The 20,817-nt window shown below is 47.1% G+C and carries 17 protein-coding genes and 3 tRNA genes; 15 read left to right on the forward strand and 5 right to left on the reverse strand.

Features of this window, described 5'->3' with window-relative positions:
- Window positions 1–126: 126 nt before the first annotated feature.
- Window positions 127–4,410: a response regulator gene (locus RF679_RS08210; RefSeq protein ID WP_309483726.1), complete on the forward strand. Its 4,284-nt coding sequence runs from the start codon at window positions 127–129 to the stop codon at window positions 4,408–4,410.
- Window positions 4,411–4,472: 62 nt separating this feature from the next.
- Window positions 4,473–5,600 carry a response regulator gene (locus RF679_RS08215; protein ID WP_309483727.1) on the forward strand — a complete coding sequence of 376 codons (1,128 nt, stop codon included), beginning with the start codon at window positions 4,473–4,475 and terminating at the stop codon, window positions 5,598–5,600.
- 95 nt (window positions 5,601–5,695) lie between these two features.
- On the opposite strand, the gene RF679_RS08220 is transcribed toward RF679_RS08215, so the two are convergent.
- The gene (locus RF679_RS08220) at window positions 5,696–6,757 is read right to left on the reverse strand and encodes an NAD(P)/FAD-dependent oxidoreductase (protein WP_309483728.1); all 1,062 of its coding nucleotides are present in this window, start codon (window positions 6,755–6,757) and stop codon (window positions 5,696–5,698) included.
- Between the two features lie 183 nt (window positions 6,758–6,940).
- Window positions 6,941–7,264 carry a ferredoxin FdxA gene (fdxA, locus tag RF679_RS08225; protein ID WP_309483729.1) on the reverse strand — a complete coding sequence of 108 codons (324 nt, stop codon included), beginning with the start codon at window positions 7,262–7,264 and terminating at the stop codon, window positions 6,941–6,943.
- A 289-nt stretch (window positions 7,265–7,553) separates the two neighbouring features.
- Between fdxA and RF679_RS08230 the strand changes: the two genes are divergently transcribed.
- On the forward strand, window positions 7,554–8,564 hold the full coding sequence (locus RF679_RS08230) for a 2-hydroxyacid dehydrogenase (protein WP_309483730.1): 1,011 nt from the start codon (window positions 7,554–7,556) through the stop codon (window positions 8,562–8,564).
- A 120-nt stretch (window positions 8,565–8,684) separates the two neighbouring features.
- Here RF679_RS08230 and RF679_RS08235 read toward each other — a convergent pair whose 3' ends face one another.
- Both RF679_RS08235 and RF679_RS08240 read right to left on the reverse strand, forming a co-directional pair.
- Window positions 8,685–8,942 carry an acyl-CoA-binding protein gene (locus RF679_RS08235; protein WP_309483731.1) on the reverse strand — a complete coding sequence of 86 codons (258 nt, stop codon included), beginning with the start codon at window positions 8,940–8,942 and terminating at the stop codon, window positions 8,685–8,687.
- A gap of 223 nt (window positions 8,943–9,165) precedes the next feature.
- Entirely contained in the window at window positions 9,166–9,864 is a 699-nt protein-coding gene (locus tag RF679_RS08240) for a UPF0149 family protein (protein ID WP_309483732.1), read from the reverse strand.
- A 141-nt stretch (window positions 9,865–10,005) separates the two neighbouring features.
- On the opposite strand from RF679_RS08240, the gene RF679_RS08245 reads away from it, so the two are divergent.
- From RF679_RS08245 to RF679_RS08280, 8 genes are all read left to right on the forward strand, one after another.
- Window positions 10,006–11,052: a serine/threonine protein kinase gene (locus RF679_RS08245; RefSeq protein ID WP_309483733.1), complete on the forward strand. Its 1,047-nt coding sequence runs from the start codon at window positions 10,006–10,008 to the stop codon at window positions 11,050–11,052.
- Window positions 11,053–11,209: 157 nt separating this feature from the next.
- Window positions 11,210–11,881 (forward strand): ribose-5-phosphate isomerase RpiA, encoded by a 672-nt coding sequence (rpiA, locus tag RF679_RS08250; protein WP_309483990.1) that lies wholly within the window; start codon window positions 11,210–11,212, stop codon window positions 11,879–11,881.
- 39 nt (window positions 11,882–11,920) lie between these two features.
- Complete coding sequence (locus RF679_RS08255; protein ID WP_309483734.1) at window positions 11,921–12,475, forward strand: DUF1415 domain-containing protein; 555 nt, start codon at window positions 11,921–11,923, stop codon at window positions 12,473–12,475.
- A 622-nt stretch (window positions 12,476–13,097) separates the two neighbouring features.
- Window positions 13,098–14,348: an aspartate kinase gene (locus tag RF679_RS08260; protein ID WP_309483735.1), complete on the forward strand. Its 1,251-nt coding sequence runs from the start codon at window positions 13,098–13,100 to the stop codon at window positions 14,346–14,348.
- A gap of 91 nt (window positions 14,349–14,439) precedes the next feature.
- A tRNA-Ser gene (locus RF679_RS08265) sits at window positions 14,440–14,531 on the forward strand.
- 180 nt (window positions 14,532–14,711) lie between these two features.
- Complete coding sequence (locus RF679_RS08270) at window positions 14,712–16,589, forward strand: potassium transporter Kup (RefSeq protein ID WP_309483736.1); 1,878 nt, start codon at window positions 14,712–14,714, stop codon at window positions 16,587–16,589.
- An 84-nt stretch (window positions 16,590–16,673) separates the two neighbouring features.
- Window positions 16,674–16,750 (forward strand) — tRNA-Arg (locus tag RF679_RS08275).
- A 266-nt stretch (window positions 16,751–17,016) separates the two neighbouring features.
- Window positions 17,017–17,093: transfer RNA gene (locus tag RF679_RS08280), tRNA-Arg, on the forward strand.
- Between the two features lie 193 nt (window positions 17,094–17,286).
- Here the strand turns inward: RF679_RS08280 and RF679_RS08285 are convergent.
- Window positions 17,287–17,721, reverse strand: a complete 435-nt coding sequence (locus RF679_RS08285) for a thioredoxin family protein (RefSeq protein ID WP_309483737.1) — start codon at window positions 17,719–17,721, stop codon at window positions 17,287–17,289.
- 112 nt (window positions 17,722–17,833) lie between these two features.
- Here RF679_RS08285 and tsaB point away from each other — a divergent pair, with 112 nt between their 5' ends.
- The 4 genes from tsaB to RF679_RS08305 all read left to right on the forward strand — a co-directional run bounded on the left by tsaB (window position 17,834) and on the right by RF679_RS08305 (window position 20,806).
- Complete coding sequence (tsaB, locus tag RF679_RS08290; protein WP_309483738.1) at window positions 17,834–18,529, forward strand: tRNA (adenosine(37)-N6)-threonylcarbamoyltransferase complex dimerization subunit type 1 TsaB; 696 nt, start codon at window positions 17,834–17,836, stop codon at window positions 18,527–18,529.
- A gap of 2 nt (window positions 18,530–18,531) precedes the next feature.
- Window positions 18,532–19,053: a ribosomal protein S18-alanine N-acetyltransferase gene (gene rimI / locus RF679_RS08295; RefSeq protein ID WP_309483739.1), complete on the forward strand. Its 522-nt coding sequence runs from the start codon at window positions 18,532–18,534 to the stop codon at window positions 19,051–19,053.
- Entirely contained in the window at window positions 19,046–19,780 is a 735-nt protein-coding gene (locus RF679_RS08300) for a hypothetical protein (RefSeq protein WP_309483740.1), read from the forward strand. The genes rimI and RF679_RS08300 overlap by 8 nt, the downstream gene beginning before the upstream one ends.
- 66 nt (window positions 19,781–19,846) lie before the next feature.
- Window positions 19,847–20,806 (forward strand): DUF1853 family protein, encoded by a 960-nt coding sequence (locus RF679_RS08305; RefSeq protein ID WP_309483741.1) that lies wholly within the window; start codon window positions 19,847–19,849, stop codon window positions 20,804–20,806.
- Window positions 20,807–20,817: the final 11 nt, after the last annotated feature.

A 20,817-nucleotide genomic window follows, 5' to 3' on the forward strand; every position in this document is an offset into this window, starting at 1 on the left:
AATTTTGGTCTCTGGATTGGTAGTTTTACTGCTTTTTTTTGTTTGTTCGCGTTAGAATTAATCGGTTTTGTGCTGATAAATTCAATTGGCTTTGTGCTATCAACTTGGGTCTCATCGAATTTCACTATGCTGGAAAATCCGTTCTCGTCAAAAGAAGAAATCGTTGAGCGTGCGCTTGATGGGTTGGATGCACTGCGTGATTCGGTCGAACGCGGTTTGGAAATTGCAAATGCAATGCGTGAATTGGGTTCAGCAAGACGAGACAAAACGCTACAAGCGTATGCTGATTTGGTTGATGCCTTTGCCGATTATTTCGAAAATAAGTTAGACCAAGCATCGCGACGTTTCGAGGCGCTCAATCACTTTTTTACCAATAATCTTGATCAGCACGGCGCGTTCTTTGCTAAGAGCGGCCTGGTCATTGTGTGGCGTAAAAAAGGCGAAGTCTTGAAGGCGCGAGCTTTCTGTGAGAATGAACTGATTCCACGCTGCGGTACCATGCAGCCGCGCCTCTTGATATTGGCATTGAACATTTATGCAATCTTGCTGCAAGAATGTGACGAAACTGAAAAATCTATTCGTTTCTTTTTTCGTGCACTTGATGAATCTCGCAAAATTAATTCCATCAGCCGTATTGCTCAGATTACCGCCAACCTCGGCGAGGTGCTTTACGTTACTGGAAACGCCGAGGCTGCAGAAGAGCTGTTGCAAGAGGCTCGCGATTTAGCACCCGCTTCAGCTGAAAAATGGTTGACTCCATTTAGCTCAACCATGCTGGCCTTATGCAAAATTTCGCTCGGTAAATTTGAGGAAGCCTACGAGGCAATTGCGCAGTACGTCGAAGAGAAAAATGGTGGAAATTCACATACAAACACGTATCGCTCATTTTATTTTGCTGTCGCCGCCTATACATTGACTGTGCGCGGTTGTGTTGAGCAGGCGCGGCAGTTTAACGAAAGTGCCTTGGCATCGATCGACATGATTGAAGATCCACACCTCAAACCTTATGTGTGGTGGGTGAGTGGGTATATTCGTCGACGAGTTGGTGAGATTGACCAAGCCATTGTCGATCTCAGAAAAGCTATTGATCAGATTGGCGACAGTGGATACATACACTTGCCGCTCAAGGCAATTAATGAGTTATCTGAAATTTACGCGGATCTCGGACATTGGCAACAAGCCTATATCGAGCAAAAACGTCACCAAAAGCTTTTCTTGCGGGCACAAGAACGCGCAAGTCGCGTACAACTCGAAACGCTGAAAATTCGCTACGAGTACAGAGAGGCAGAGCAAGACCGAAAGCTCACCGAGCGCATGGTCATCGAGAGAAAAACGCTTGATGATGAATTGCAAAGAATGCTGACAGAGCGGGAAACCATTTTGGAAAACTCGATTGTTGGCATGATCTTTTTGAATAGCAAAGGTCGAGTGCAATGGGTGAACACACCTCTTTGTCAGATTTTTGGGGTTGAGCGCGAGAATGTGCTTGGTGCCTCGCTTGAGCCTTTTTATGAGTCGCGTGAAGCTTATTTGGAAAGTGGCGCGGCGGTTAGTCAGGCTGTCTTGAAAGGTGAAGCCTACGTCTCTGAACTGAAAATGCGGCGCAGCGATGGTAGCTTATTTTGGGTGCAGTTTTCGGGTCGTGCGGTGAATAAGAATGACTTATCGTATGGCACTGTATGGGTGGTCATGGATATTTCGGCGCGGCGTCAATTAGAAGACGATCTGCATAAGTCTGAGTATAACTATCGCTTGCTGATTGATAACGTCACTGAAGGAATTATTGTTGTTCAAGATGGCAAGATTGCATTCGCCAACCGACTCATCGAATCTTTGACTGGTTACGATCAATCTGAATTGATCGGAATGGTATTCACATCCTCGATTCATCCTGAAGACGTCGCCCTCGTAGCAGAGCGGCATGCACGACGACTACGCGGCGAAGTGGTGGAACAGTATTATCAAATTCGTTTGAATCGGCGCTATACGGGTGAGTTGATTTGGGTTGAAATTTCATCGGTTCTGATTCAGTGGGAAGGTCATCCTGCCACCTTGAGTTTCGTTTCGGATCTTACCCAAAGAAAATTACTCGAAACACAGCTCAAAGAGAGTATGGATGAGCAAATGCGTTTGCAAACTTTGCAAATGCAAAATGAGCTTAAAGTTTCCGAATTGGCGCGACGCCACGCGGAGGAAACGACTGAGGCGAAGTCCCTATTCTTGGCTAACATGAGTCATGAGATTCGCACACCAATGAATGCGATTATTGGTATGGCTCATCTGGCCTTGAAAACCGAGCTGACTGTTAAGCAAAAAGATTACGTAGAAAAGATTCATAAAGCCGGTATGTCATTAATGGGAATCATCAATGACATTTTGGACTTCTCTAAAATCGAAGCGGGTAAGCTCGATATAGAAGTGGTTGATTTTGACCTTGATGAAGTCTTCAACAGCGTCGCGGTGGTCACGAGTGAGAAAGCAGAGGAGAAGGGCCTTGAGTATTTGTTCGATATAGCCGCCGATGTTCCACGTCGACTTAAGGGGGATCCACTTCGCTTGGGACAGGTCTTAATCAACCTCGTGAATAATTCAATCAAGTTCACTACACAAGGCGAAGTTTGTTTGCACTGCCGCGTTCTGAGTACTACGGCTGGTACTAAGACCTTACGCTTTGAAGTGCGAGATACCGGGGTTGGTATGAGTGAAGCGCAGGCAGCAAAACTGTTTATGCCCTTTAGTCAAGGTGACGAATCGACGACGCGTAAATTTGGTGGAACTGGTCTTGGCCTGTCAATTTGTAAGGGTATGGTCGATCTAATGGGCGGGCAAATTAGTTTAGTCAGTCAAGAAGGTCTCGGTACTACCGTTACGTTTGAAATTCCTTTTGATTTCACTGAAGTCGAGCAGGCCAAGTTTAATCGCGAGCTATTTGAAAATCTACGCGTCCTGATTGTCGATGATCATCCACTTGCGGCCCGACTGTTGGCGGAGAAATTACGCTTGTATGGTATCGCTTGTGATATGGTGCATTCCGGCGACCAAGCATTAAGTATGATTTTAGCGACCGACTCTGAACGTCGGTATGACGCGGTGTTTGTGGATTTGCACATGCCCGTCATGGATGGTGTCGAATTGATCGCATGTATTAGGAATGCGGGTTTGCGTTTCTTACCAAAAATCGCATTAGTGGGGGCAACGGCGCGCGAGAGTTTGAATTATCGTGAAGAGGCTACCGTTTCTGATGCCTATCTTGATAAGCCTTTCAATACATCCAACGTTTTCGATTGCTTGGTCAATCTCTTCTCTTACCATACTCATGCGAGTGTCACTAAACAGGCACATACTCAACTCAAGTGCGTTGGTCTACGTGCTTTGTTGGTCGAAGATAACGTGATCAATCAGCAGATTGCGGTTGAGTTGCTTGAGGCGGCCGATATTGTAGTAGATGTGGCTTCAAACGGTCGAATCGCGGTTGATAAGTTGTTTATGAAGGATCCCTCGTTTTACGACATCGTTTTTATGGATGTGCAGATGCCTGAAATGGATGGGCACGAGGCCACAAGGTTAATTCGTGCGGACGGACGCTTTCAATCGCTGCCAATTATCGCCATGACCGCGCATGCTTTGTTGATTGAACGCGAGCGGTGCTTTACATCGGGTATGAATGCTCACATCGCTAAGCCGATTAATCCGATCGAGTTATATAACGCTGTCGCTGAATGGTGTCAGCAAAAAGTCAGTCATCTTGGTGTGACTGAGGTTCAAGAACAAGTAGAAGAAGACGAAGAGATGTTGAGAATAGAAGGAGTCGATACGCGCCAAGGCTTGGCACGTACGATGGGTGACAAGCAATTGTATTTCAAGTTGTTGCGTTTATTTGTGCAGGATCAGCGAGATGCCTTAGCGATTATTCGTGAGGCACTCCAACGTGGAGAGAATGGGCTGGCTGAGCGCGTTGCGCATACCTTAAAAGGTGTTGCCGGACTGATTGGGGCCGAGGTTCACACTCAAGCCGCACGAATCGAATTATTGATTCAAAGTGGTCAAAATGTGGAAATGATGACACCAATTTTGTCTGCCTGTGAAACTCAGCTTGCATTAACCATAGGAAACATTGAGAATTGTCTAGTACGCGAAAATGCAACAAGTGAGCTTGGCGGTAGAAGCCTCGACGGAGCCTCCATATCAAGTGAAGACGTGCTCGAGAAGTTACGCTACTGCTACAGGTTGGTTGAGAATTATGACGGGGAGGCGCTCGAAGCACTCAATGATTCCCACGATGAGCTTTGTATAGCGTTTGGGACAGAAGTGCAAAAGCAGATTATGCGTGCGGCCAGTCAATATGACTTTGACGTGATTCTCTCAATAATGAAGGGGAACGCTGAGTTGGCTGGACTCGAACTTAGGTAGATCTTGTTGGCCCTGCTTGGACTGACGTCGCTTAAGCCTCATGTTTAGACTAAAGGTGGATTATGAATGTGAGTAATGAACTCGATTCGAAACAAGTAATTCTGATAGTGGATGACACCCCCGACAATATCACTCTTCTTTCTGCTCTTCTTAAGGATATTTATAAGATCAAGATCGCCACAAATGGCGTGAAAGCTTTGCATATTGCCTCGACTCAGCCGAGTCCCGATCTTATCTTGCTCGATGTGATGATGCCGGAAATGGATGGCTACGAAACCTGTAAACGTCTGAAAGAAAATCCACTTACAGCCGAAATTCCTGTCATCTTCTTGACTGCGAAAAGCCAGGTATCGGACGAAGAAATGGGATTGAAGTTAGGTGCGGTTGATTACATCAGCAAACCTGTTAGCCCGCCGATTGTATTAGCACGCGTAGCAACACAACTTCATTTGGTGCGCGCACGGAATTTATTGCAGGACCAAAACAAGCATCTTGAAACCTTGGTGCAAGACCGTACGCGTAAGCTTGCAAAGATGCAGGATGCGATCATTATGGCCATGGCGTCGCTCGCTGAGACCAGAGATAACGAGACGGGTAATCATATTCGACGAACGCAAAACTACGTTGCCGCATTGGCTCGTCAGTTGAAAGATCACCCTCGGTTTTCGCATGAGCTTACTGACGAAAATATTGAGCTCCTGTACAAATCAGCGCCATTGCATGATATCGGTAAAGTCGGTATTCCCGACAATATCCTGCTCAAGCCAGGTAAGCTCGACGTCGAAGAATTTGAAGTGATGAAGCAGCACACCAATTATGGACGTGAGACGATCTTGACGGTGGAACGTTATCTTGGTGAGAGTAATGAATTCCTGCGTTTTGCACGTGAGATTACCTATTCGCATCAAGAAAAATGGGATGGCTCAGGTTATCCTGAAAACCTTTCTGGCGATGCGATTCCCATCTCTGCGCGTTTAATGGCGGTTGCCGACGTGTATGATGCTTTGATTTCGAAACGCGTTTACAAGCCAGCGTTTAGTCACGAGGAGGCGATCGATATCATGCGCAAAGGGAAGGGCACGCACTTTGATCCGGATATCTTGGATGTGTTCTTGCGTATCACTGAAGAGTTCCGCGATATCGCCATGCGTTATCGTCAAAACGAAGAGGGTGAGTCGGAGATTTATTAAGGCTTCTCGAAGGTTGCAAAAAGCAAAAAGCGCAGTTTGAAGACTGCGCTTTTTGTTTGTTCGCGTATCGCTCGCTAACTTTTTGATTGCTGCAATTAGTCGAACACTGGCGTTTCCACACCCAAAATTTTGTGTAATTTTGGTGAGGTGGTGGTGTACTGCATATGGATTTTCTTTTCAGGGAAAATGTATGGAGCAGCGCCGAACGCAGCCAAAGCAGCTTCATGGAAGCCGGACAAAATCAATTTTTTCTTACCTGGGTATGTATTGATATCACCGACTGCGAAAATGCCAGGAACATTGGTTTCGAACTTTTCAGTATCCATCACTTTCAACTGTTTGCGTTCGATTTCCAAGCCCCATTCGGCGATTGGTCCGAGCTTTGGAGACAAACCGAAGAACACCAACAAGTCATCCAAAGGCAAGCGGCGTGTCACGCCGTCCGCTCCGGTGACTTTGATTTCAGCGAGCTTGTCATCTTTTGTTTCGATGCCGGTAACTTGACCTATGATCAATTGCATCTCGTAGTTGTCGCACATTTCTTTCATCTTAGCGACGGACGCTGGAGCAGCACGGAAGTCTTCACGACGGTGGAGCAGAATTACTGATTCAGCTTTGCCTGCCAAATTCAAGGCCCAGTCGAGTGCGGAATCGCCGCCACCGCAAATGACCAAATTGCGGCCTTCGAAACGGCTTGGGTCTTTCACGCGGTAGAAAACTTGCTTACCTTCGAACTCTTCGATACCTTCCACTTTTAACGTACGTGGTTGGAAAGAGCCAACGCCAGCGGCGATGAAAATGGTTTTAGTGATGAACTTGGTACCCAAGGAGGTTTCGAGATCGAAACGACCATCAGGACGACGTTGAACGACTGTCACTTCTTGATTCAAGTGGAAAGTTGGTTCGAACGGTTCGATTTGTTTGAGCAAGTTGTCAGTGAGTTCCTGACCCGTGCAAACAGGTACTGCTGGAATATCATAAATCGGCTTGTCAGGATAAAGCTCGACGCATTGACCACCAACCACTGGCAGAGAGTCGATCACGTGCGCTTTGATTTCAAGAAGGCCAAGTTCGAATACTTGGAACAGGCCAACTGGGCCTGCGCCGACGATCACTGCATCGGCTTCGATAACGGAGGTGGTTTGTTTGTTGTCCATACGACGAGAGTAAATCCAATAGTGCTTAAAATCGGTGTACGCGTTGATGCGCGCGGTGGGCTTATCGAAGTAGTGATAAAGCCTTTTCGTGCTTGCACCTCAGCTCGGGTTTGAGAATTGAATCAGCAGAGATGCTTCACGGTTTATTGAACGCTTATTAATGCTAATAAAGCTTATTGAGGATCAGCGTTCGAGGTATTGCAATTTGTCTTTGACGTCTTTCCAATCGTCCGCATCTGGCAGTGGTGCGACTGTTTTGGTGATCGATGGCCAGCTGCGGATCAAATCAGCATTGATCTTGATGAATTGCTGTTGGTTGGCTGGAACGTCTTCTTCTGCGTAAATTGCATTGACTGGGCATTCTGCAACGCACACAGCGCAATCGATACATTCGTCCGGGTCGATTACCAAGAAATTAGGACCTGCGCGGAAGCAGTCAACTGGGCAAACATCGACGCAGTCGGTATAACGACAACGGATGCATGATTCGGTCACAACATGGGTCATAACTGGCCTATTTAGGAAAAATCAGAATAAGTGGGCTCAGCGAGTATTTCGTCAGAGCTGCAAAGCCTTGTATTTTAAGGCAAATTGCAACATCTCACAATTATGACTTAGATAAAATACGCATAAGCAAATGTCAGGCGTGAAGGTGAAATTGGTCGGTGAGGTCAAGTCTTGATAGTTTTGCGGTGCTCTGTGGGACTAGCTTAGTACCTTGCATTTGCGTGACAATGTGCCTTAAATCGCGTTAAAAGAGCCTAAATTGAAAGTTTTTCGTTGAGTGGAGCAGTAAATGTTGAATGCACAATCAAAGCCTAATCTCTTGGTGGCAAGGGCAATATTCCCTGAAATCTTGGAAAAATTGTCAGACTATTTTGTGCTTGAGACAAATCAAGAGGATCGCATATTTCCGAGTCAAGAGTTGGTTCAGCGTCTGCAAGGCAAGTTCGGCATGTTATGTACTTCGAGCGCTAAAGTGAATTCAGAGCTGCTAAATGCGTGTCCGGAGTTGCGCATCGTTTCTACCTTGGCGGTTGGTTACGATAATTTTGATCTTGCGGCTTGTTCCGAGGCCGGCGTATTGGCGACCAATGCGCCAGATGTGCTGAACGAGACCACGGCTGACTTCGCTTGGGCCTTGTTGATGGCGGCAGCGCGACGTGTGACTGAGTCGGAACACTGGTTACGAGCGGGTAAGTGGGAAAAGTGGAGTATCGATTGCTTTCTCGGCGCGGACCTCCATGGCAGCACCCTTGGTATTCTAGGGATGGGGCGAATCGGCCAAGCGGTCGCGCGTCGTTCGATCGGCTTTGGTATGAAAGTCATTTATCACAATCGTAGTCGCTTAGGCCCTGAAATTGAAGATGCTTCCAATAATGCCGAGTACGTCAGTAAGCAAGATTTGTTTGCGCAAGCCGATCATCTCGTGATTGTCGTGCCGTATTCGCCGGAAGCCCATCATCTCGTAGGTGCAGGTGAATTGGCGATGATGAAGCCAAGTGCATGCTTAGTGAATGTGGCACGCGGCGGCATTGTCGATGATGTCGCGTTGATAGCAGCGCTCAAGGAAAAGAAAATCGCTGCTGCCGGGCTCGATGTGTTCGAGAATGAACCGCGCTTTCATCCTGACTTTCTAGAGTTGGAAAATGTCGTGTTGACGCCGCATATTGCAAGCGCCTCACGTAAAACCCGTTTGGCCATGGCGCATCGCGCCGCAGATAACTTGATCGCCGCGGTTTCGGGGCGGATGCCTTTAGATTTGCTGAACTCTGCGTCATTGAGAAAGAGCGCGCTAAGCTTGTAGCCTAGGGCGCTCTTGTAGACTTCAGTTAGAAAGTTAGCGTGATCGCGAAGCCTTCATATCGATGCTGGCTACAAGCAGTTTTATGCCAATTTCTTAACCCAAATGCTGAGGCATAAATGATTATGCGCTTTTGAGATCTTCGATCAAATTAATGTACTGTTGCATCGCATCGTCTTGGGAAGTACCTTTGAGTTCTGCCCATGCGTCGAATTTAGCGCGTGCAACGAAGTCTGTCATGCCTGGGCGATCGCCGCTCGCATCGCCAGCACTGCCTTGTTTGAACAGGGCGTAAATTTTGAGCAGCGTCATATTGTCTGGACGCTCTGGCAAATTTTTTGAGTCGGCTTGTGCTTGTGCGAATTGTTCTTGCAATGACATGGTGTTCTCCACAAAGAGTTAAATCGATTGTCGCCTGCGATTTGTCGCCGCACCGTTGTTATGGCGTCAGTTGTTCAAGTTCGACCAGCAGCGAGGCGAAAGAGAGTCCAGCTTAGCAGGAAATCTTTAAATGGCGATAGAAGAAAGACTCGAAAAACATGAGATAACGCCAGGCGCGTAGCTCATTTGTTCAAGTCATTCTGCTCGTTTGAAATGCGAAAACTTAGTGAATGGTCGGTTCAGCGCCACAGCACTGCTTGTATTTCTTACCGCTACCACAAGGGCAGGGATCGTTGCGTCCGACTTTGGGCGCGTCGCGTTTGACGGTAGTAACGCCTGATTTGCGCAAAGGAGCCCAGAAGCGACGAATTTCTGGAATCGCGGCTTCGACTTGCAGAGCTAATGCGTGGCACTTTTCTGGCGTGTCGACTAGCTTGAGTTCTTCTTCTTCGATTTCTTCAGCCCCGAGCAAATAAATCGGCTTGAGTAGTGGGCCGATAGTGGATTCCCATGCCGCTTGCCAAGCTTCCTCGCGCAGTTGCATGCCTTCCCAGAAACCCCAAGCCCAAGTTTCACCGTCGATCAATTCTTTGCCATTCTGCTCCATCACACAAAACAAGGGCTCGTACTCTTGGGGTGCGACTTCGAAGGTGATTTGAATCTCGTTCATAAAGCGCGCAATGAGATTAGTGATGCGTTGCATCTCTTTGGCATTCTTAAACTTTGGCTCGCCTTGATCGGGAAGTCCCCACACGGTGGGCAACCATTCGGCCATTGGGATCATTTCTGGACCTAAGGCGATGGCGGTCAAATAACCGTGTAAGGCGTCCATCGTCATGCCATCATCGCCAACGCTATCTGACATCAAAAATTTATCGAGCTCATTAAATTCTTTGTCGCTAAGAGGTTCGTCGAGGTGCATGATATTGAAATAAATCTAAGTAATGGGATGGTCAAAAAATCTGGTGACGCTTAGGCCACTATTTTGAGAGATCTAAGAGATAGGCGAGAGTGTAGCGCTTGTTAGTCCTTTCGTGGTGAATTTCCACGTACAATTGGGCTTATGAACGAAGAAAAACAAAACAAATCTGAGTCCGGCCACATTGAGGCTTCGAGCGCCGTGGCCGGCGATTTTGCGGGTCTCAGTCCGGATCTTGTGCTCGACGCTGCCTACAGCCAGGGCTTTGCGGTCGATGGCCGCTTGCTTGCACTGAATAGCTATGAAAATCGCGTTTATCAATTGGGTATTGAAGATCGCGCTCCCATCATTGCTAAATTTTATCGCCCACGTCGATGGAGTGATGCGCAAATTCGAGAGGAGCACGCTTTCTTAATGAGTTTGCAGGAAAGCGAAATTCCTGTGATCGCTCCGATGACCAATTCTGACGGAGAGAGTCTGTTCTTTTTTGATCAGCATCGATTCGCTTTATTCCCTAGACAAGGTGGGAGGGCGCCGGAATTATCTGATCGTGAGACCTTGATTTGGTTGGGGCGATATCTCGGGCGCATTCATGCCATTGGAGCGCAGCACTTATTTGCGCATCGTCCAAGTCTGAGCGTGGAAGAGCTTGGTGATCAGTCGTTCAGAACTCTATTGCAAGGGCCTTGGATAGAAGGCTCTTTGCGCGAGGCATATGAAGCCGCAGCATCGCAAATGTTAGACAAAGTGAAGCAGTGTTTCGCCGCCTCGCCAGAATTTCAACAACTACGTTTGCATGGGGACTGCCATCTCGGCAACGTGTTGTGGTTATCGGAAGGCGCGCAACAAGGGCCTCATTTTCTTGATTTTGATGATAGTCGTAATGGGCCCGCAGTGCAGGATTTGTGGATGCTGCTGTCAGGATCTCGTAGTGAAATGCAGACACAGTTGTGCGATATTCTCGAAGGATATGAGGATTTCTTCGAGTTTGATACGCGCCAATTAGGCTTGATCGAACCATTACGTTGCCTACGAATGTTGCATTACAGTGCATGGTTGGCGCAGCGTTGGGATGATCCCGCCTTTAAGCAAGCTTTTCCATGGTTCGCCACACCTCGTTACTGGCAAGAGAAAATTCTTGAAATGCGGGAACAGATTGCCTTGCTCGATGAAGAGCCTTTGCGAGTATAGGTTTGACGCGGCTCGAAATAGTTTGGAGATGCCTGTGTAACCGCTCGGTAACAGTGCAGTATTAGCGCTGCAGTCGCCCTGCAAGCGTTCTGAAGCCAACGGCATGCCTTACAATAGCGGTTTTGAAGAATTATTTTTCGATACAAGTGAGCTAAAAATGACGCAAGACGAATTGAAATTGGCAGTGGCACAAGCAGCAATTGCCTATGTTGTTGAAGGTGAAATTGTTGGTGTCGGTACAGGGTCTACTGCCAATTTCTTTATTGATGAACTGGCGAAAATGAAGCACAAGATCAAGGCTGCGGTAGCATCTTCAGAGGCGACTGCTGCGCGCTTGCGTGGGCATGGCATCACTGTGCTTGATTTGAATGAAGTGACTTCGATGCCAGTCTATATCGACGGTGCTGATGAGATTACAGCGTCTGGTGCGATGATCAAAGGCGGTGGCGCCGCATTGACGCGTGAGAAGATTGTGGCCTCCGTTTCGCAACAATTTGTCTGCATTGCAGATGGTTCTAAATTGGTCGATAAATTAGGTCGTTTCCCTCTGCCGGTTGAAGTCATTCCGATGGCGCGTGAATCTGTGATTCGTGCCTTGAATGCGATTGCGGGTGAAGCGAAATTGCGCATGAAGGATGGTCAAGCTTTGATTACCGATAATGGTAATGTCATTGTCGATGTGCAAGGTTTGCAAATTGATGATCCCAAGGATCTCGAACGCCAGATCAACAATATTGTCGGCGTTGTGACGGTTGGTTTGTTCGCGCAGCAAGGCGCCAATGTCTGCTTGTTGGGAACGGCTGAAGGTGTCAAAACCTTGAAGTTTTGATTGCCTGCGTCTCACCCTGAAGAGTAAAAAGGAAAACAAATGTCACACCAAACAATAGATGAATCTGCAGTCGTTCAAAGCACCAAACAATGGTTGGAAAAGGCGGTCATTGGCTTGAATCTGTGCCCATTTGCGAAGGGCGTACACATCAAAGATCAAATTCGTTATTTCGTGAGCCATGCGACGACCACGGAAGAATTGCTGAAGGATTTAATTGACGAACTCGAAGTATTGGCTGAGGCCAATCCAGAAAAGATCGACACGACGCTTTTGATTCATCCAAACGTACTGAATGATTTTTTAGATTTCAATGATTTCCTCGAAGTCGCCGATGCGACGCTTGAAGACCGTGATCTTGACGGGATTTTGCAAGTGGCGAGCTTCCATCCAGCATATCAATTCGAAGATACTGAGCTTGATGATATCGAGAATTTCACGAACCGCTCACCTTTCCCGACGCTGCATTTGCTGCGCGAAGAGAGTATCGATAAGGCCGTCGAAGCTTTTCCAGAGGCTGAAGAAATCTACGAAAAAAACATGGCGACCTTGCGTTCATTAGGCTTAGAGGGATGGAAAAAACTATTTCTCGCTTAAGAGAGTAAGAGTCACTGGCTGATTGAGATGCATGAGAGAAGAAGGTAAATGGGGCTGCGGCCCCATTTGCTTTTTCAGGGTATCTGATGCGCGCCTTGTTAAGGTCAATGCGTGTTTGTCGACTTCTCAGAGGGTGAGCGTGCAACCGACTATTCGCAAATGGCGTTTGAATAAAATTTGCTGCGATTGCAAATGTCCATATTTTTGCTTGTTTTTCAGCTTCGATAGAAAAAGCATTTGCTTATGTTTTTTTATCATTTGTGATTTTCACTTTGATGTCTTTGTGGAAATGATTTCTGAAATGCACGGGTCAATAAAGTGGCGGCGCGATTGATGCTAATTGATTTTGCTAAGTAATTGAATTAGTTAATAAAATTGCCTACTGTCTTGGCTTTTCTTGCAGTCTTATTTGTCGCCGGGAAAGCTGTGGACGTTCAATTGAACTTACAGAAATGATGCTAAACACACTTCGCTTTTCTAACGGATCACGAAGACTTATAGCACTATCAGGAAAAAGCATACAAAATTTGGACGCGAAGTTCTTGTTATTTTGCAGAGCAGCATGTAGAGTCATGGGTTCATTTTTTGTTTATATCGTTTTTTGTCACTCTCTATAAATTCTATGGCTTTGATCGTCCACAAATATGGCGGGACTTCGATGGGCTCCACGGAGCGTATCAAGAATGTCGCGAAGCGCGTCGCCAAATGGCATGACGCAGGTTATCAAATCGTCGTTGTACCGTCCGCAATGTCGGGCGAAACCAATCGAATTATTGGCTTGGCTAAAGAAATTATGGCTGAACCAGATCCACGCGAACTGGATATGATTGCCTCCACGGGCGAGCAAGTTTCCGTCGGCTTACTGTCGATGGCTTTGCAATCTTTGGGTAAGAAGGCGGTTTCTTATGCTGGTTGGCAAGTGCCAATTAAGACCGATTCTGCATACACCAAAGCACGTATTTCTTCGATTGACGACGCCAAAGTCAAAGCCGATTTGGCTGCAGGGAAAATCGTCATCATCACCGGCTTCCAAGGCGTGGATGATCTCGGCAATATTACGACTTTGGGACGTGGTGGTTCGGATACGTCTGCCGTGGCGATTGCGGCTGCGATGAAGGCACAAGAATGTTTGATTTATACCGACGTTGACGGCGTGTACACGACCGATCCACGCGTTGTGTCTGATGCTCGTCGTTTGAATACGATTACCTTCGAAGAGATGCTTGAGATGGCGTCTCTAGGCTCGAAAGTTTTGCAAATTCGCTCAGTTGAATTTGCGGGCAACTATCGCATGCCAACACGCGTTTTGTCTTCGTTGACAGACCCATTAATGCCTTTGGCCGAAGAAATTGTCTCCGGCACTCTGATTTCGTTTGAGGAAGATACAAATATGGAACAAGCCACAATTACTGGCATCGCATTTAATCGTGATGAAGCAAAACTGACTGTGTTTGGTGTGCCAGACAAACCAGGTATTGCTTACCAAATTTTGGGGCCAGTGGCCGATGCGAATATCGAAGTCGACATGATTATTCAAAATCAGTCCGTGGAAGGTAAGACCGACTTTACATTCACCGTTCCTCGCGCGGATTACAACAAAGCGATGGAAGTGTTGAATGCAAGTGTGAAAGCGCATATTGGCGCCGGCAATATCATCGGTGATGCGAAGGTATCGAAAGTTTCTGTGGTCGGTGTTGGTATGCGTAGCCACGTGGGTATCGCCTCCCAAATGTTCCGTACTTTGTCGGAAGAGGGTATCAACATTCAAATGATCTCAACTTCTGAAATCAAAATCTCAGTTTTAATCGACGAAAAATATATGGAATTGGCGGTGCGTGCGCTGCATAAAGCATTTGGCTTGGAATCCGCCTAAAAGAAAATCGTGAAGGGTGGTTGACCAAATGTGAACTACCCGCTATGATCACGGTCTCGCTTATGACGTGATTTTCACGGCGTAAGAGTGTGGAGACGTGGCCGAGTGGCCGAAGGCACTTCCCTGCTAAGGAAGCATCTGGGGTAACCTGGATCGTGAGTTCGAATCTCACCGTCTCCGCCAAAAGAATTGGTGCCCGCTTAATGCAAGTTAAGCGGGCATTTTTCGTTTTACAGGTCTACAATGTGGCTAAAGGAAGCATGTAAAAAAACGGGAAATTTTGTCGTTTTTTGAAGTAACTTGCTTGAATTTAGGTCGCGCTTGAACTATTGTGCAATGCACCAATAATAACAAGGATTGCAATTGGCCCACGAACATTCAAAAAGCAGTTTATCTGCACTCACACTAGCGGCGATTGGTATCGTGTACGGCGATATCGGCACTAGTCCCCTGTACACCATGCAAGAAGTCTTCGATGCCAAGCATGGTCTCGTTTTAAATCAAGGCAACATTCTTGGGATCGTGTCCCTCATTCTTTGGGGCTTGATCTTTATCGTCTCCTTGAAATACGTGACGCTTGTTCTGCGAGCGAGTAATCGAGGCGAGGGGGGGATCATGGCCTTGACCGCCTTGACGCTTGAGTCAGTTGGCAAGAGTAATCGGCTTTATTTTCCTTTGGTGATACTTGGCATTATCGGCGCATCACTCTTTTATGGCGATGGTGTGGTGACTCCCGCCATGACGGTGCTATCAGCGATTGAAGGGATTAAGGTTGCCACGCCAGCGCTGAAACCTTTTGTGGTGCCAATCACGCTGATTATTTTGGTTTGCTTATATGCTGTGCAGTCACATGGCACGGCGACCATCGGTAAGTTGTTTGGTCCGGTTATGGTGCTGTGGTTTGCCGTGCTGGCTGCGATGGGGATGTATAACATTTTGCGTATGCCGGCAGTTTTGGAAGCCTTCAATCCATTGTATGCGATTGGTTTCTTGACTGAGCACCGCTTCGCTGCATTTATCGCCTTGGGCGCGGTGGTCTTGGCCTTCACTGGCTCGGAAGCGCTATACGCAGATATGGGGCACTTTGGACCTAAGCCGATTCGCACGGCGTGGTTTATGATCGTGTTTCCTGCTTTAGGTTTGAATTACTTGGGGCAAGGCGCATTGTTGATGGTTGAGCCTGAAGCGGTTGAAAACCCGTTCTTCAATCAATTGGGCGATTGGAGTATTTATCCTTTGGTCGTGTTGTCGACCATGGCGGCGGTAATTGCTTCGCAAGCGACAATTTCTGGTGCCTTCTCAATGACTAAGCAAGCGATCTCTTTGGGCTTCTTGCCGCGCATGAAGATCGTGCACACCTCGTCGAAAGAGATCGGGCAAATCTATATTCCTGTTGTCAATTGGTTGCAATTGGCGGCCGTCGTTGGTGCGGTTTTGGGCTTTGGCTCGGCAGGTAACTTGGCGTCGGCTTATGGGATCGCCAATACGGGCACGATGTTGGTGACCTCGATTTTGACCTTCTTCGTGATTCGATACGGTTGGAAATACAATCTGGCTTTGTGTATTGCATCGACAAGTTTCTTCTTGTTCATTGACGTTTCTTTGTTCTCTTCGAATGCGATGAAATTCTTCAGCGGTGGTTGGTTCCCGATTGCCTTGGGTATTGGTATCTGCACCGTCATGTTGACTTGGAAGCGTGGTCGCTCCTTGGTCTTCGATAATTTGAAGAAGCATGCCATCCCCTTGGAAGAATTTTTGGAATCCCTATTTGTTTCACCTCCTGTGCGTGTGGCGGGAACTGCCGTCTTCTTGCGCGGCGAGGCGGATGGTGTGCCGCACGCCTTGCTGCATAATCTGTCTCATAATAAGGTTCTGCACGAGCGCGTGATCTTTATCACCTTGCATAACCGTGAAATCCCATGGGTGCCATTCTCTGAACGGATTAAGGTCACTGATTTGAAAAACAATTGTTTCCAAATCGATGTCTTCTACGGCTTCAAGAATGAACCTGACATTCCAAATGCATTGGAATTATGTCGACCATTTGGCTTGGAGTTTGAGCCGCTCGAGACATCCTATTTCATTTCGCGCCAGACTATTATTTCAAGCCCTGGTAGTGGCATGGCAACATGGCGCGAAGGTTTGTTTGTGACGATGTCACGCAATGCCCGTGATGCGGCGGATTACTATCAAATTCCAAGTAATCGCGTGATTGAGGTTGGTGCACAGGTTGAAATCTAAGAAGCCTAAGGAATTTAAAACTAAGTGAAGGAATTTGAAAAAGTTCTATTGATTAGAAGTTTCTGTGCTATAATTTTGTTTTTCGCGGCTGTAGCTCAGCTGGATAGAGTACTTGGCTACGAACCAAGGGGTCGTGGGTTCGATTCCTGCCAGCCGCACCAGATTTAAGGGTTTAGACTTCGGTCTAAACCCTTTTTCGTTTGGGCTTTTGAAATTAACTGTTTTGTTCTTCGTTACTTTCTACGCTAAATGGTATGCCATTTGTAGTTTTGCTCAATCTAAAACTTGTTGGAGGTAGGGGGGGGCGTTATTCTTCACTTTTAGGCAAGTCGGTAATGTAACTCCGAGCGATGTATGTATGGTCCTTTTGAAGTTTTTGCCTTGGGGCTTTGAAAATTCACGGTGCTATGTTATAATTTTTGTCTTCGCGGCTGTAGCTCAGCTGGATAGAGTACTTGGCTACGAACCAAGGGGTCGTGGGTTCGATTCCTGCCAGCCGCACCAGTTTCAAAGAAAAAGGATTCAGATGAAAGTCTGGATCCTTTTTTCTTTTACGTTGCGCGATTAAGACCAGTCGACTTATTTCCGAATCTACTCATTTTAGCGGACGTCAATTTCGCCTACGTCGACGGAGAACCGCACAGCATCGTGGGGTGACGGTGTTGCGTCAAACCTTTCTAAACTGCTTTTTTGCTCTTTAATTCTGAGCCTTTATTTTTTTGCTCAAACTCCATTCACCAATGCCACGATTGGCCTCTTGGATCATTGGTGCAATTGCCGTGAGGGGCTTGGTTTCAAGCACGCTCTCCAAATTGCTTAAAAGTTTACCAACGAGTGTGGCGTCTGGCAGCATGGTCCCCAAGAACAAAACCTTGGCCTCGTATTCGATCAGAATGGTGGGGAAATTTTCGATATCGAGGTCTTCAATCAGGTCGGCGTGATCTTCAATATCGATCCATGCAAATATTTTATTGTTTTGCTTGCGACTGAGCTCTTCAAATTGTGGTCGATAGGATTGGCAAGTATCACACCAAGCGGCGCAAAGACAGGCCACCAGCCAAGGGCTTTGGTCTAACTGATTGGAAAGTGCCTGCAGATTATCGAGGCTGAAGTGATCGGTGTTTGAGTTCATAAGATATTTTACCGCAGCTGATCATGCATCTGAATGCGTATCTGAATAATTTGCAACCTCCAATAAAACGTAAAAGCTTGGGAGCCTACTTGAGTGCGGTTAAAATATCGATATGAAGACTATACTCGCTATCGAAACCTCAACTGATGTCGCATCGGTTGCCATTTCACACAAGGGAACACTTAAAAGTCTAGAGCTTTCCGGTGTTAATACCCACTCACATGGATTACTGCCCGCAATTCAAGATCTACTGAATCAACACGAAATAGCGCTGTCCGATGTTGAGCTGCTCGCTCTTGGATGTGGACCAGGCGCATTCACTGGGGTTCGTACGGCATGTGGTGTGATTCAGGGGCTAGCTTTTGCTTTGGATTTGCCTGTATTGCCGCTCGTAAGTCTGCATGTTCAAGCACAGAAAGCGCGAGAAAAATTTGGCGTGGAGGAGTGTGTTTGTGTCTTAGATGCACGGATGTCCGAGGTCTATTGGACGCACTTGCGGTGGAAGGACGGTGCGTGGGAAGAACTAACGAACCCGAAACTTGGTTCGACCGCCGAAGTGGAGGATCATTTGCGCTCGAACGCTGTTTCAGTTGTGATTGGAACGCAAGTGTCGTTGAGTGATTCGTTTCAATCCCGCGCTGTAAGTGCAATGCCGCATGCCCAACAATCGATTAGCTTAGCATTGAAAGCTGCGCAGGACTTATATGTCACTGCTGAGTTGGCACAACCCCTTTATCTGCGAAATAAAGTGGCGCTCACAACGGCAGAACGGCACGCACAAAGTGAAAATAAAGCGGTGGGTACTTAAATATGGGCTTTGTTCTTGCTACAGCTGATGGAAATGACACGCAAGACGAAATTGAATTGTGCCAGTTGACGATCGATGATCTCGATTCGGTGTTTGAGATCGAAAATGCGGTCTATACTCACCCGTGGTCGCGAGGGAACTTTGAAGATTCTTTCGCTCAGGCTTATCCCGCTTTCGGATTGAGATCTTGTGCAAATCAAGAGCTTCAATCCTTGATAGGCTATTTTTTTGTGATGCCAGTGGTGGATGAGCTTCACTTACTGACGATTGCTGTGGCAAAGGCATATCAAGGGATGGGCTATGCGCATCAGCTGTTGGACGCATTGAAGTTGTTTGCCGAGCAGGGTGATTTTGTATCGATCATGCTTGAAGTTCGTGTCAGTAACGCAAGAGCGATTCAGATTTATGATCGTTTTGGATTTGTCGAAATAGGGCGCCGGCGGGCATATTATCCAGCAGAAAATGGCGCGAGAGAGGATGCGATCGTGATGCGTCTTGAACTCAATCGGAGTTTCCATGAATAGTCAGCGTGACTACTTTCTGAAGCATTTGGGGATTGGTGAAGTGTGGCAGTTACGTCATGCTGAAGGTGGCCCCGTCGCCGTTGTGGAGTTGTCCGATCAGATTTCTGGTCAGGATGTTGTTCAACGATTGCCGAACGTTGAGGGTGGTGAGGGTGTTCAGGGTGTTGCGAAAGCGAGCAATGACACGTGGGAGCAATTGTCGATCGATATTCAAGCTTGCAATGCTTGTACCTTGTGTTCTCGTTATGGCAAACAAATGTTTGCAAAGCCAACGGTCTCTCCTGACTTGGTTTTGTTGTTCGATTGGTCGGAACTGGGGAGCTATGATCCAGTTTTGGCGAACCAAGCTGAACGTTTGCTTGGTAACATCATGCTGGCCGCGAAAGGACTATGTGCTGCGACCGTTTCTATGCCGTTGTTGAACGCCATGATGCCGAGCGAAGCCACACAGATTCCTCTTCAAACCTCTGCTGCCGGATGTGGAGCACTCTTAAAGCGCTATTTGAAATTATTCAGGCCAAAGCGTGTGCTGGTGTTTGGGCCGCGAATTGCAACTGCAATGGGAGTGTCTTCTCAGTCCCAAGATTTCAAGGTCCCAGTCCAATGGGAGGGACTTGAAATTGATATGAGCCCCAGTATCTATGACATCTTGCAAGATTCCTCTCTTAAACGAGTCGTTTGGCAGCAACTGTGTCGTATCGCTTCTGAAACAAGTCGCGAAGTTTGAAATGTTTTGAGCTAGACTCGCAATAAACAATTTCGACGGCCGTAATCGCGAGTGGGAAGTCACTATATGCAAACTTTTCAGGATGTTTTTCATAGAGAATTTTTCCAATTGCGCGATAAGCATGTTCGCGCATTGACGTGGTTGCTGTTGTCGCCATCCGTGCTGGATGAGCGCTCACCTATGTGGCATCGACAGATTGCTCATCTTAGTCTGCCGGAGCGTTCAACTCTTAAGCGTTGGTTATTCGAACTCGATGCGCATCCAACGCCTTTGCATGAAATGGTCAACCTTCACGAGTCTCTCCGCCTCGGACATTATGCTGAAAACTTGTTAGCGTACTTTTTCCAGCATGAGGGAATTTTGTTTGGACGGAGTTTGCAGGTAAATGATCGTGCTAGTCACACCATAGGGGAGTTCGACTTTTTACTGTATGGTCATAGTGGCTTGATTCATCTGGAACTGGCGACGAAATTTTATCTTTTTCAATTGCCTGGTCATACGATGCATCGACCATCGGTCTTTGATTATTTGGGCCCCGGTTTGAATGATAGTTTGGGCGCAAAGATGCAAAAAATCCTAGGAAAGCAATTGACTTTATCATTGCATCCCGCCGCACAAAAAGCGGTTCCGCAGGGTGTTGCTGCGGCTAAGGCTTTAGTGAAAGGCTGGTTGTTTTATCGAGCGACAGAGCGTGAAGTCAATTTAGTTGAGGGAATTGCACACGGTCACTGCATGGGGTTTTGGTGGACCTTGGACGAACTAAAAAAACTGGCAATTCCAAATGCCATGGTCTTGGAGAGACTGGACTGGCTAGCTCCAGCACAATGTGATCCGACTGACGTGTTGAAAAAAGATCTTCTGATTGAAATGTTGGAGCGCCACTTCCACATCGACCAAAGGCCCGTTTTAGTCGCCATCATGCGCCATAGCGGCGATGTCATGCAAGAATTCTGCCGTGGCTTTGTGGTGCCTAGCGAGTGGCCAATGAAGGCTGCACAAGTAGAGCGGCAAGAGCCCAACGCTTAAATGCAATCCAA

The sequence above is a fragment of the Undibacterium cyanobacteriorum genome (assembly GCF_031326225.1).
Taxonomy (GTDB): Bacteria; Pseudomonadota; Gammaproteobacteria; order Burkholderiales; family Burkholderiaceae_D; genus Undibacterium; species Undibacterium cyanobacteriorum.

Bases quoted from the DNA above. Each gene is read 5' to 3' on its own strand.
- rimI (WP_309483739.1), top strand. From the start codon at position 18,532: ATGGGCTTTGTTCTTGCTACAGCTGATGGAAATGACACGCAAGACGAA.
- RF679_RS08305 (WP_309483741.1), top strand. From the start codon at position 19,847: ATGCAAACTTTTCAGGATGTTTTTCATAGAGAATTTTTCCAATTGCGC.
- rpiA (WP_309483990.1), top strand. From the start codon at position 11,210: ATGACGCAAGACGAATTGAAATTGGCAGTGGCACAAGCAGCAATTGCC.
- RF679_RS08230 (WP_309483730.1), top strand. From the start codon at position 7,554: ATGTTGAATGCACAATCAAAGCCTAATCTCTTGGTGGCAAGGGCAATA.
- RF679_RS08255 (WP_309483734.1), top strand. From the start codon at position 11,921: ATGTCACACCAAACAATAGATGAATCTGCAGTCGTTCAAAGCACCAAA.
- tsaB (WP_309483738.1), top strand. From the start codon at position 17,834: ATGAAGACTATACTCGCTATCGAAACCTCAACTGATGTCGCATCGGTT.
- RF679_RS08220 (WP_309483728.1), bottom strand. From the start codon at position 6,757: ATGGACAACAAACAAACCACCTCCGTTATCGAAGCCGATGCAGTGATC.
- RF679_RS08215 (WP_309483727.1), top strand. From the start codon at position 4,473: ATGAATGTGAGTAATGAACTCGATTCGAAACAAGTAATTCTGATAGTG.
- RF679_RS08260 (WP_309483735.1), top strand. From the start codon at position 13,098: ATGGCTTTGATCGTCCACAAATATGGCGGGACTTCGATGGGCTCCACG.
- RF679_RS08235 (WP_309483731.1), bottom strand. From the start codon at position 8,942: ATGTCATTGCAAGAACAATTCGCACAAGCACAAGCCGACTCAAAAAAT.
- fdxA (WP_309483729.1), bottom strand. From the start codon at position 7,264: ATGACCCATGTTGTGACCGAATCATGCATCCGTTGTCGTTATACCGAC.
- RF679_RS08285 (WP_309483737.1), bottom strand. From the start codon at position 17,721: ATGAACTCAAACACCGATCACTTCAGCCTCGATAATCTGCAGGCACTT.
- RF679_RS08240 (WP_309483732.1), bottom strand. From the start codon at position 9,864: ATGCACCTCGACGAACCTCTTAGCGACAAAGAATTTAATGAGCTCGAT.
- RF679_RS08300 (WP_309483740.1), top strand. From the start codon at position 19,046: ATGAATAGTCAGCGTGACTACTTTCTGAAGCATTTGGGGATTGGTGAA.
- RF679_RS08210 (WP_309483726.1), top strand. From the start codon at position 127: ATGCTGGAAAATCCGTTCTCGTCAAAAGAAGAAATCGTTGAGCGTGCG.
- RF679_RS08245 (WP_309483733.1), top strand. From the start codon at position 10,006: ATGAACGAAGAAAAACAAAACAAATCTGAGTCCGGCCACATTGAGGCT.